The 10,253-nt window shown below is 64.0% G+C and carries 12 protein-coding genes and 1 pseudogene; 8 read left to right on the top strand and 5 right to left on the bottom strand.

Annotated elements, in window-relative coordinates:
* Window positions 1-995 (bottom strand): outer membrane protein (locus V6M52_RS07295; RefSeq protein ID WP_442881829.1); only part of this gene is annotated, 995 nt, incomplete at its 3' end.
* A 436-nt stretch (window positions 996-1,431) separates the two neighbouring features.
* On the opposite strand from V6M52_RS07295, the gene V6M52_RS07290 reads away from it, so the two are divergent.
* The 3 genes from V6M52_RS07290 (at window position 1,432) to V6M52_RS07280 (ending at window position 4,413) form a co-directional block, all read left to right on the top strand.
* Window positions 1,432-2,478, top strand: coding sequence for an aspartate-semialdehyde dehydrogenase (locus tag V6M52_RS07290; protein ID WP_332693214.1), 1,047 nt, complete (start codon window positions 1,432-1,434; stop codon window positions 2,476-2,478).
* 178 nt (window positions 2,479-2,656) lie between these two features.
* Window positions 2,657-3,532 carry an EamA family transporter gene (locus V6M52_RS07285; protein WP_332700556.1) on the top strand — a complete coding sequence of 292 codons (876 nt, stop codon included), beginning with the start codon at window positions 2,657-2,659 and terminating at the stop codon, window positions 3,530-3,532.
* Window positions 3,532-4,413 (top strand): EamA family transporter, encoded by an 882-nt coding sequence (locus V6M52_RS07280; protein WP_332700555.1) that lies wholly within the window; start codon window positions 3,532-3,534, stop codon window positions 4,411-4,413. Before V6M52_RS07285 ends, V6M52_RS07280 begins: the two co-directional genes overlap by 1 nt.
* A gap of 38 nt (window positions 4,414-4,451) precedes the next feature.
* Here the strand turns inward: V6M52_RS07280 and V6M52_RS07275 are convergent, their stop codons facing one another.
* The 3 genes from V6M52_RS07275 to V6M52_RS07265 form a co-directional block, all read right to left on the bottom strand.
* A complete protein-coding gene (locus V6M52_RS07275) occupies window positions 4,452-4,703 on the bottom strand; it encodes a hypothetical protein (protein WP_332700554.1) in 252 nt (83 codons plus the stop codon).
* 107 nt (window positions 4,704-4,810) lie between these two features.
* Window positions 4,811-5,059 carry a hypothetical protein gene (locus tag V6M52_RS07270; RefSeq protein WP_332693203.1) on the bottom strand — a complete coding sequence of 83 codons (249 nt, stop codon included), beginning with the start codon at window positions 5,057-5,059 and terminating at the stop codon, window positions 4,811-4,813.
* A 388-nt stretch (window positions 5,060-5,447) separates the two neighbouring features.
* The gene (locus V6M52_RS07265) at window positions 5,448-6,089 is read right to left on the bottom strand and encodes a carbonic anhydrase (RefSeq protein WP_332693200.1); all 642 of its coding nucleotides are present in this window, start codon (window positions 6,087-6,089) and stop codon (window positions 5,448-5,450) included.
* A gap of 72 nt (window positions 6,090-6,161) precedes the next feature.
* Between V6M52_RS07265 and V6M52_RS07260 the strand changes: the two genes are divergently transcribed.
* Window positions 6,162-6,368, top strand: coding sequence for a DUF1737 domain-containing protein (locus V6M52_RS07260; RefSeq protein ID WP_332693197.1), 207 nt, complete (start codon window positions 6,162-6,164; stop codon window positions 6,366-6,368).
* Between the two features lie 167 nt (window positions 6,369-6,535).
* Here V6M52_RS07260 and V6M52_RS07255 read toward each other — a convergent pair whose 3' ends face one another.
* Window positions 6,536-7,123 (bottom strand): NUDIX domain-containing protein, encoded by a 588-nt coding sequence (locus V6M52_RS07255; RefSeq protein WP_332700553.1) that lies wholly within the window; start codon window positions 7,121-7,123, stop codon window positions 6,536-6,538.
* Between the two features lie 244 nt (window positions 7,124-7,367).
* Here V6M52_RS07255 and sdhC point away from each other — a divergent pair, with 244 nt between their 5' ends.
* From sdhC to V6M52_RS07235, 4 genes and pseudogenes are all read left to right on the top strand, one after another.
* A complete protein-coding gene (gene sdhC, locus V6M52_RS07250) occupies window positions 7,368-7,754 on the top strand; it encodes a succinate dehydrogenase, cytochrome b556 subunit (protein WP_332700552.1) in 387 nt (128 codons plus the stop codon).
* Window positions 7,751-8,146: a succinate dehydrogenase, hydrophobic membrane anchor protein gene (gene sdhD / locus V6M52_RS07245; RefSeq protein ID WP_332700551.1), complete on the top strand. Its 396-nt coding sequence runs from the start codon at window positions 7,751-7,753 to the stop codon at window positions 8,144-8,146. The genes sdhC and sdhD overlap by 4 nt, the downstream gene beginning before the upstream one ends.
* A 5-nt stretch (window positions 8,147-8,151) precedes the next feature.
* Window positions 8,152-9,963 (top strand): succinate dehydrogenase flavoprotein subunit, encoded by a 1,812-nt coding sequence (sdhA, locus tag V6M52_RS07240; RefSeq protein ID WP_332700550.1) that lies wholly within the window; start codon window positions 8,152-8,154, stop codon window positions 9,961-9,963.
* Window positions 9,963-10,253: pseudogene (locus tag V6M52_RS07235) on the top strand (DUF3052 domain-containing protein); the annotation flags it as partial. The gene sdhA and the pseudogene V6M52_RS07235, both read left to right, overlap by 1 nt.

The raw sequence follows: 10,253 nt of genomic DNA, 5'->3' as shown, positions 1-10,253 counted from the left end.
CCGGTCAGGCCCGGCGCGTTGTCCATGCGGCCCAGGATCAGCGCTTCGCCGCGCAGGCTGGCCTGGCCCCAGAGCGCATATTCGACGCCGCCGCCAAACACATAGGCGCTTTGTCCCTCGACCAGCCCCAGCCCGCCCGCCGCATAGGCGAGAACGCCCTCGACCGGGACGACGCCGACACGGGCCAGCGCCAGCGCGTCGAGCCCGGCATCGCCCGAGGTGTCGTAATTGATCCCGAGCTGGACTTCGACGCCAGCGCGGAACATGTCGGTCAGCGCGTGATTGTAGCCGGCCAGCCCGCCCATTTCGAAGCGGCTCAGATGCCAGCCCCAGCCATAGTCGTTGAAGAAGTTGAACTGCGGATCGGTCAGCCCGCCGATATTGATGCCGGCATAGAGGCCGGTGAAATCGGTCACCGGACCGCTATTGAAGGTCGTTGCCGCGGGGCCGCCGTCGAGTTGCCATATGGCGCCAGAGGTAATGCGCATGGCCGAGACGGCCGGAATATTGTTGCCGTTGGGCACGGGGCCGAGCTGGCCGATGCCGGCGGCTTCGAGCCGAAGCGCCATATTGTCGGTCACCATCACCTCGGCGCCGATGCCGGCTTCGAAGGCCCAGCTGTCGCCCAGCCGGCCGGCGCCGCCCAGCAGATAGACCAGGCTATTGTCGCCGGCGGCAAAGCCCAGCCGCGCCAGGGCCATGGCGCGCAGATAGGCGGAGTTGGAGAAGTCGGTGGCGATAGTGGCCTGCAGTTCGGCGCCAAGGATGACACCGGGTGCAACGGGCTGGTTCCAGCCCACGACACCGCCGATTTCGGGGCGGATTTCCCAGCCTGTGGAATTGAAATTGTTCTTGCGGGCCGAGATCGGGCCGAGCAGGACGCCGGCATAAAGGCCTTCAAAGGCGCTGGGGGCGGTGAATTCGCCGACGAGGTCAGGGCTGAAATAGAGGGTTGTGTCCTGCGCCGTCGCGGCGCCGGACAGCAATGCAGCCAAACCCAATCCTGCCCAAAGACCCGCCCGCATCGACTATTCCCCCGCCTTGCGCCATTGCCGGCGAAAGGCCCTAATACCGCAACAATAATGTGCGTTAGGCTAGCCTTAACACGGCTCTTGTGGCAATTGGGCACCAGTCACACGCATGCGCGCAAGCTGCCCGGCGGCAAGTTCATTGACTATTTCCTATTTGGGCGTATGACTTCGCCTGCTTTTCAACCAAAGCAGTCAATCGATGCGCAGCTTTTTCGACATTGCGGAATTCGCAACCACCCGGCTTCTGGCCGGTGGCGTCGCTGCCCTCATGACCAAAACCACCAAAACCGCCTGACGCTTTTCCCCGGGTCGTCTCCCGACGGGGAGAGGCTCAAAGCACTGGCCGCGATGGCAAAACCATCGCGCGGGGGCGGAAAATGGTAAGGGACTGGAGTTCCAAATGGGTTATCGCGTCGCTGTCGTCGGTGCCACAGGCAATGTGGGCCGTGAAGTTCTCAATATTCTGGCCGAGCGCAAGTTCCCCGCCGACGAGGTGATCGCGCTGGCGTCATCCCGCTCGATCGGCCGCGAAATCTCCTATGGCGACAAGATTCTCAAGGCCAAGAACCTTGATGATTTCGACTTCAAGGGCGTCGATTTCGCCATCATGTCGGCCGGCGGGGCGATTTCCAAGGACTGGGCGCCGCGCATCGCTGCCAGCGGCTGCATCGTCATCGATAATTCGAGCTTCTGGCGCTACGATTCCAACGTGCCGCTGGTGGTGCCGGAAGTGAATGGCCATGTGCTCGATGCGTGGCTGGCCAATCCGACCCGGCTCAACATCATCGCCAATCCCAATTGCTCGACGGCCCAGCTGGTGGTGGCGCTCAAGCCCCTGCATGACTTCGCCAAGATCAAGCGCATCGTGGTCTCGACCTACCAGTCGGTTTCGGGCGCAGGCAAGGAAGGCGTCGACGAGCTGTGGAACCAGACCAAGGGCATTTTCGTCAATGACAGCCCGGGCCAGGGCAACAAGTTCCCCAAGCAGATCGCCTTCAACGTCATTCCCCATATCGACGTCTTCATGGAAGACGGCTCGACCAAGGAAGAGTGGAAGGTGATGGCCGAGACCAAGAAGATCCTCGATCCCAAGATCAAGGTGACCTGCACCGCCGTGCGCGTGCCGGTGTTTGTCGGCCATTCCGAAGCGGTCAATATCGAGTTCGAGAACCCGATCTCACCCGACGAGGCGCGCGACATCCTGCGCGAGGCGCCCGGCATCTCGGTGATCGACAAGCGCGAACCGGGCGGTTACGCCACGCCAGTCGAATGCGTGGGCGAATACGATACGTTTGTCAGCCGCATCCGCGAGGACGCGACGATCGAGAACGGGCTCAATATCTGGGTCGTCTCGGACAATCTGCGCAAGGGCGCGGCGCTCAACACCATCCAGATCGCCGAAGAGCTGATCGCGCGGGGCCTCGTGGCCCGCAAGGCGGCGGCCTAGGCACGGTGCCCTTCACCTCTCCCTCTGGGGGGAGAGGTCGACCGTCTTCGGTCGCGTGAGGGGCCTTTACTTGACTCGGTGTGAGGGGTAGGCCCCCTCACCCGGCGCTACGCGCCGACCTCTCCCCCAGAGGGAGAGGTGAAGGGCCATCGTGCCTCTCACTAGACCGGACCACTCAATGCCCCTTCGCGACCTTCTCCTCGCCCTCGGCGTCGTCCTCGTCTGGGGGCTGAATTTTGTCGCCATCAAATGGGGGGTCGATGAAATTTCGCCCTTCCTGCTGACCGCGTTGCGCTATCTCGGCTGTGCCCTGCCGGCGGTGTTCTTCATTCGAAGGCCAGCCGTGGGCTGGCCGATCCTCATCGTCTACGGCCTGACAGTGGGCGTGCTGCAGTTCAGCTTCCTGTTCACCGCCATGCGGCTCGGCATGCCGGCGGGCTTGGCGAGCCTCGTCATGCAGATGCAGGTGTTTTTCACCCTGGGGCTGGCCATGCTGTTCCTCGATGAGCGGCCGACCGTGCCGCAACTGGCCGGCGCGGGAATCGCGCTGGTCGGCCTCGTGACCATCGGAGCCGAGCATATCGGCGGCGCGGTGCTGCTGCCCCTGCTGATGACGCTGGTCGCGGCCGGGTTCTGGGCCATTTCCAACATTGTCACCAAGCGGGCCGGCAAGGTGGACATGTTCGCCTTCGTCATCTGGGGGAGCCTGGTGCCGCCGCTGCCCATGCTGGCATTGTCGCTGCTGTTTGAAGGACCGCAGGCGCTGGCCGCATTGGCGAGCATCAGCCCGCAGGCGATTTTCTCGGTGCTGTTCATTGCCTATGGCTCGACGCTGCTGGGCTATGGCGCCTGGGCGGTGCTGCTGGGGCGGCATCCGGCGGGGCTGGTGGCGCCATTCACGCTGCTGGTGCCGGTGGTCGGCTTTGCCGCTGCCTTCGTGCTTCTCGGCGAAATGGTGACACCGCTCGAGATCGCCGGGAGCCTGCTGATCCTTGCCGGACTTGGACTCAATGTCTTCGGACCGCGCCTCGTGGCGCGGCTGCGCGCCGCCTGATGCCGATCCGCCACGTCCTCCTGGCGCTGCTCGTCGTGGCCATCTGGGGCTTCAACTTCGTTGTCATCAAGCTCAGCGTCGCGGCCATGCCGCCCCTGCTGGCGGCGTCGCTGCGCTTCTTTCTCGCGGCATTCCCGCTGGTCTTCTTCGTCAAGCCGCCCAAGGTCCACTGGCTGCTGGTGGCCGGCTTCGGCCTGGCCTTCGGCTTTGCCCTCTATGCCTTTCTCAACCTGTCGCTGGCCTGGGGCATGCCGGCGGGCCTGGCTTCGCTGGTGCTGCAGGTGCAGGCCTTTTTCACCATGGCGCTGGCCTTTGTCATGCTGGGCGAGCGCCCCAGCCGCTTCCAGGTCATCGGCGCCGTGATCGCCTTTGCTGGTATCGGCGTGATTGCCGCCGAGCGCCTGGGTGGTGCGAGCCTGCTGCCGCTGGTGATGACGCTGCTCGCAGCGCTGAGCTGGGGCCTTGCCAATGTGCTGACCAAGCGGGCGGGCAAGGTCAATGCGCTGTCCTTCACCGTCTGGGGCGCACTGGCGGCGCCGGTGCCGCTGCTGGCGCTATCGCTGCTGGTGGAAGGTCCGCCCGCCGTGCTGGCGGCGCTGGCCGGGTTTGACTGGTCCGATGCGGCGCTGATCGCGTTTCTCGCCTATCCGGCGACCTTGCTGGGCGGCGCGATCTGGAGCTGGCTGCTCGGCCGCCATCCCGCAACGGTGGTGGCGCCGTTCACGCTGCTGGTGCCGATCACGGGGCTCCTGTCGGGTTATCTGGTGCTGGGTGAGACCATTACCGGGATCGAAATCGCCGGCGGGCTGCTGGTCATTGCAGGGCTGGTGGTGACGCTATGGCGGGCGCGTCCGGCCGAACCCAATGTTCGCTTCGACTGAATGAACAGGGCCGCCCGATGGGCGGCCCGGCAGGACTGCTATTGCGGGGTCGCGGGAAGGGCGGCAGGCTGCAGCGAATTGAGCTCATCGGGACCGAGACCAGCGCTGGTATCGCTGTCGGCGGCATCGAATTCGGCCTGCGTCAGGTCGGGCCAGGCCATCTGCAATTCGGCAAAGCTCAGCTCGCCATTGGCGTCGGTATCGACATCGGCAAAGCTGGTGGGGGTCTGGGCGAAGGCCGCCGTGGCGGAAAAGCCCAGGACGGCAAGGCTCAGGACAATCTTGTGCATTCCATAACTCCGTAAAGGGGCCGCGGCAGCGCGGCCAAAAAGAAAAGCCACCCCAGGAGGCATGGGGTGGCTTCTTTCAACGCCCGTGAATTGGGCGCGAACCGGCTTTAGCTGGCCGGAGCGGCCGAGGCGGCAACCAGCACGTCGTATTCTTCAGCCGACAGCTCGCCATTGGCGTCGGTGTCAGCGGCCGTGAAGGCCTCTTCGGTCAGGTCAGGCCAGGCGACCTGAGCTTCGGCGAGGGAAACGCCGCCGCTCACATCGGCATCGATGGACGCGAAGTCCGTGGCAGCCTGAGCGAATGCAGCGGTCGAAAGGCCGAGCACGACGAGGGACGACAGAATGATCTTCTTCATGGGAGTTGAGCTCCAATGTTGGGGAGATAAAAGCGGCGACCGGTTAGCCGATCCCCGACGGGATGCTCTCCTGCAGCCCGTGAGACAGACAATGATGTGGCAATGTGTTCCGTCCGGGCCGGAAAATCGGCGGGGAGCGGGAAATTATCGGGCCATTTTCGGGCAGTATCGCCTTAATCGTCCCAAAGTGTATGCATCAAGATGAGCGTGCGCTATGCGGTCATTGATTGTAGTTTACGTCAGTAGTGCGAAGTTTTATTGTGGTTGGATCCGCACAACCATCAAGTTGATCGATTGCTTTGCCCAAAAGGTTCCATATCACGGATACGTGAAGTGGCAGGACGAGCACTTCACGCTGCCGTGTCCGCAAGTCATCGCGAGGAAAAGATCAGAAGTCGGGGCGGACGAAGTCGCCGCTGTCACCATCCATGATCCACAGCTCGCCGGTCGAAATGTCGAACCAGGCGCCGTGTACCGCAAGTTTCCCCGCCGCCTCGAGTTCGGCGACATAAGGAAAGGTGCGCAGATTGCGGATGGAGTTGCGAATCGAGATGCGCTCGAGCGCGGTCTGCCGCTCGCCGGCGGTCATCAGGTCGTTCTGGCCGACCTGTTCGGGCAGGCCCCCCAGCATGCTCATCCACTTGCCGATGAAATCGCCGCTGTCGAGCGGGCTCGAATCAGGATCGAGCGCTGCCTTGATGCCGCCGCAGCGGCCATGGCCCATGACCACCATATTGGAGATGCCCAGTGCCTTGACGGCGAACTCGATGCCCGCCGAGGTGCCGTGCTGGCCGCCATCGGGCTGATAGGTGGGCACGAGATTGGCCACGTTGCGCAGCACGAACAATTCGCCCGGTTCGGCATCGAAGATCATTTCGGGCGCCGCGCGGCTGTCGCAGCAGGCGATGATCATGGTGGTGGGGTTCTGTCCGGATGCGGCAAGCTCGCGATAGCGATCTTTCTCGCGGACATAGCGGCCGGCCATGAAATTGGCGTGGCCCTTCAGCAGGTGATCAGGAAACCGATGCATGGGCTTTCGATTATCGGTAAGAGCGGAGGAGATCAACTGCGGCGATTGTTTCGCCGCGCATTGGGGACATGCATGCTTATCTACCGCTTCCTTACCGGCGCAGACGACGCCGCCTTCTGCCACAGGGTCACCAAGGCGCTGAGCGAGGGCTGGCAGCTGCATGGTTCGCCCAGCTACGCCTATGACGCATCGACCAAGACGATGAAGGCCGGCCAGGCGGTGACGCGGGTGGCCAAGGATCAGCCCTATGATCCGGACAAGAAGCTGGTGGATTTTTGAGGGACAGTTAGGGCCCCTGACACCATCTTCTCACAGCCACTGAGCGGCACCTCCCCCTTGATGGGGGAGGCTGGGAGGGGGTGCGAGAGCCCCGATATCGGGGCCAAACAACCCCCACCCTTGGTCCCTCCCCACAAGGGGGAGGGTGTCGACTGCTGGTTTCACGCTTAAAGCAACTCGCCCCGCACCAGCCGGAGCGCCAGCGCCTGCAGCATCAGAATCGTCTTGGCATCGGCGATTTCGCCGGTGGCGATCATCTCCAGCGCTGCGTCCAGGTCCAGCTCGAACACCTCGATATCCTCGCCCTCATGGGCCAGCCCGCCACCTGCGGCCAGTTGCCGGCCGGGCGTATAGCGGGCGAGAAAGCAGGCGCATTTCTCGGTGAGCGAACCGGCGCTCATATAGGCGTCGAACAGGAACTCCAGCGCCTGCGGCTCGTAGCCGGTTTCCTCGATCGCCTCGCGCCGCGCCGCCAGGGCCGGCGCTTCGCCATCGAGCAGGCCGGCCGGCGCCTCGATCAGCCAGGCCGGATCGCCGTTGAGATGGGGCGGCAGGCGGAACTGGCGCGTCAGGATCACTGTGCGCTCGGCCGGCGCAAACATCAGCACGGCCGCAGCGCTGCCATGGTCATAGACTTCCCGCAGCACGGTCTGCCGCGTGCCGTCGCGCCGGGCATGGGTCACCTCGTAGCGGTCCAGCCGCCCCCAGTCCCGGGCGAGCGGGGTGATGCTGTCGATGGTGATGGTGTCGTGCATGCGGGGTCCTCAAATGCTGTCGCCTCTATGCCGCAAACCGCCTTATCCGGCCAGATAGGTTTGTTGAATGGCAGATAAGCGGCCCCATCCCATGCGCTGCCCGCACAGGCTGTTCGGCATACGAACAAAGTGCGCAATGCGCCAAAAGTCGGGTGCCGACGCTTTGATTTCGTAAGCTTTGGGCGCTAGAAGTCTCGAACCATTCCAAACTGCAAGCGGCCAAGCCGCAAGCCAGCGAGGCCTCATGACGGTTCGATCCCGCCCCCTATCCCCGCATCTGCAGATCTATCGCTGGACCATTACCATGGCGATGTCGATCCTCCATCGCGCCACCGGCATTGCCAATTATGCCGGTACGGCCTTGCTGGTGCTCTGGCTGGCCGCTGCCGCCTGGGGGCAGGAGCCGCTCAACGCGGTCAATGAACTTTATGGCAGCTGGTTCGGCCAGCTGGTGCTGTTCGGGTTCACCTGGAGCCTGATCCATCACATGCTGGGCGGCATCCGGCACTTCATCTGGGATTTCACCATCGGCATGGAGCCGGGGCAGCGCGAAATGCTGGCCTGGGCAAATCTCGTCGGTTCCATTGTCCTGACTCTGCTGGTCTGGACCGTTTTCGTCTGGATGGCATGATGCGCGAGACGGTCATTACCCGCGACATGGTCGCCAATCCGAAAACCAAATACGGCAATGCCAAAGCCTCGACCCGCCATTTCATCACCCAGCGGCTGACGGGCGCGATCAATATCGCCTTCCTCATCCTGCTGCTCTTCGTGGTGGTGCGCCTGGCCGGACAGGACCGGCCCGACATGGTGGCCGTGATCGGCAATGGGTGGATCGGCGTCCCGCTGGCGGCGCTGCTCGTCATCGTCACGGTCCATATGCGCAACGGCATGCGCGACACGCTGGAGGATTACCTCAGCGGCAGCGTCTACCGGCTCTTCATGATGCTCAACACCCTGTTCTGCATTGCAATCGCGGTGGCCGGTGTGGCCGCCATTCTCAAGCTCGTCTTCTGGGGTTAGGCCTGATGGCTCAATACGAACTCATCGACCACGAATTCGATGTGGTGGTGGTTGGCGCCGGTGGCGCGGGCCTGCGCGCCACGCTGGGCATGGCCGAGCAGGGGCTTTCCACCGCCTGCATCACCAAGGTCTTCCCCACCCGCAGCCATACCGTGGCGGCGCAGGGTGGCATTGCGGCTTCCTTGCAGAATATGGGCCCCGACAGCTGGCAGTGGCACATGTACGACACCGTCAAGGGGTCGGACTGGCTCGGCGACAACGACGCCATGGAATATCTCGCCCGCGAGGCGCCGGCAGCGATCTATGAGCTCGAGCATTATGGTGTGCCCTTCTCGCGCACCACCGAAGGCAAGATCTACCAGCGGCCCTTCGGCGGCCACATGACCGAATTCGGTGAAGGCCCGCCGGTGCAGCGCACCTGCGCCGCCGCCGACCGTACCGGCCACGCGATCCTGCACACGCTCTATGGCCAGAGCCTGCGCAACAATGCCGAATTCTATATCGAATATTTCGCGCTTGATTTGATCATGGGCGAGGACGGTTCGTGCCAGGGCGTCATCGCCTGGAAGCTCGACGACGGCACGCTGCACCGCTTCCGCGCCAAGCTGGTCGTGCTGGCCACGGGCGGCTATGGCCGCTCCTTCTTCTCGGCCACCTCGGCCCATACCTGCACCGGCGACGGCAATGGCATGGTGGCCCGCGCCGGCCTGCCGCTGCAGGATATGGAATTCGTGCAGTTCCACCCCACCGGCATCTATGGCGCCGGCGTGCTGATCACCGAAGGCGCGCGCGGCGAGGGTGGCTATCTCACCAATTCGGAAGGCGAGCGCTTCATGGAGCGCTATGCCCCCAATGCCAAGGACCTGGCATCGCGCGACGTCGTCAGCCGCTGCATGACGCTGGAAATCCGCGAGGGCAGGGGCGTCGGTCCCAAGAAGGACCATATTTATCTCCACCTCGACCATCTCGACCCCAAGGTGCTGCATGAGCGCCTGCCGGGCATTACCGAGAGCGCCAAGATCTTTGCCGGCGTCGACCTGACGCGCGAGCCGATCCCGGTGCTGCCGACGGTGCATTACAATATGGGCGGCATCCCCGCCAATTATCATGGCGAAGTGCTCGACCCGACGCCTGACAATCCCGACCGCGTGGTGCCGGGCCTCATGGCAGTGGGCGAAGCGGCCTGTGCCTCGGTGCATGGCGCCAATCGCCTCGGCTCCAATTCGCTGACTGACCTTGTGGTCTTCGGCCGTGCCGCCGCCATTCGCGCCGGCAAGGTGCTCGACCGCGCGGCGCCGATCCCGGGCATCAACAAGGCGCAGGACGACAAGATCCTCGCCCGCTTCGATCGCCTGCGCAACGCCCAGGGCAGCCAGCCGACCGCCAAGCTGCGCGACGAGATGCAGCGCACCATGCAGTCGGACGCCGCCGTGTTCCGCACCGCCGAGTCGCTGCAGAGCGGCGTCAAGGGCATGAGCGAGATCTATTCGCGCCTGCCCGACGTAAAGATCACCGACCGCAGCCTGGTCTGGAACTCGGACCTCGTCGAAACGCTGGAGCTGGAAAACCTCATGGCCAATGCCATGGTCACGGTGGTGTCGGCCGAAGCGCGGCATGAAAGCCGCGGCGCCCATGCGCGCGAGGATTTCCCCTCCCGCGACGACGAGACCTGGCGCAAGCATACGCTGAGCTGGATCGACACCGATACCGGCGCGGTCAAGCTGGGCTACCGCCCGGTGCACGTCGACCCGCTGACGCCCGAGAGCGAAGGCGGCATCGATCTCAAGAAGATCGCGCCCAAGGCGCGCGTTTATTGATGAGCGATCCGGCCGGATATTCGGGCACGCCCCTGGCGCAGAAGCTGGGGCTCAGGGATGGGCAGCGCGCGCTGTTCATCGACCTGCCCGCATCGCTGGCCGAACTCGCTACCGCGCACAACTTCATCGAGTCGCGCCGGGTCAGCGCCGACCAGCTCGGCGATGCCGCACCGGGCTATGATGTCATCCACCTCTTCACCAGTGTGCGGGCGGTGCTCGAGGCGCTGGCGCAAAGGCTGATGGATCTGATCGTCCGCGACGGCATGATCTGGGTGAGCTGGCCCAAAAAG

The sequence above is a fragment of the Devosia sp. genome (assembly GCF_036676215.1).
Classification (GTDB): domain Bacteria; phylum Pseudomonadota; class Alphaproteobacteria; order Rhizobiales; family Devosiaceae; genus Devosia.
The sequence above is the reverse complement of the archived record's forward strand: the minus strand, read 5'-3'. Positions and strand labels throughout refer to the sequence as shown.

Excerpts from the sequence above, each read along its gene's own strand:
- V6M52_RS07280 (WP_332700555.1), top strand. The coding sequence starts at position 3,532 with ATGCCGATCCGCCACGTCCTCCTGGCGCTGCTCGTCGTGGCCATCTGG.
- V6M52_RS07290 (WP_332693214.1), top strand. The coding sequence starts at position 1,432 with ATGGGTTATCGCGTCGCTGTCGTCGGTGCCACAGGCAATGTGGGCCGT.
- V6M52_RS07285 (WP_332700556.1), top strand. The coding sequence starts at position 2,657 with ATGCCCCTTCGCGACCTTCTCCTCGCCCTCGGCGTCGTCCTCGTCTGG.
- sdhD (WP_332700551.1), top strand. The coding sequence starts at position 7,751 with ATGATGCGCGAGACGGTCATTACCCGCGACATGGTCGCCAATCCGAAA.
- sdhA (WP_332700550.1), top strand. The coding sequence starts at position 8,152 with ATGGCTCAATACGAACTCATCGACCACGAATTCGATGTGGTGGTGGTT.
- V6M52_RS07265 (WP_332693200.1), bottom strand. The coding sequence starts at position 6,089 with ATGCATCGGTTTCCTGATCACCTGCTGAAGGGCCACGCCAATTTCATG.
- V6M52_RS07260 (WP_332693197.1), top strand. The coding sequence starts at position 6,162 with ATGCTTATCTACCGCTTCCTTACCGGCGCAGACGACGCCGCCTTCTGC.
- V6M52_RS07275 (WP_332700554.1), bottom strand. The coding sequence starts at position 4,703 with ATGCACAAGATTGTCCTGAGCCTTGCCGTCCTGGGCTTTTCCGCCACG.
- V6M52_RS07255 (WP_332700553.1), bottom strand. The coding sequence starts at position 7,123 with ATGCACGACACCATCACCATCGACAGCATCACCCCGCTCGCCCGGGAC.
- sdhC (WP_332700552.1), top strand. The coding sequence starts at position 7,368 with ATGACGGTTCGATCCCGCCCCCTATCCCCGCATCTGCAGATCTATCGC.
- V6M52_RS07270 (WP_332693203.1), bottom strand. The coding sequence starts at position 5,059 with ATGAAGAAGATCATTCTGTCGTCCCTCGTCGTGCTCGGCCTTTCGACC.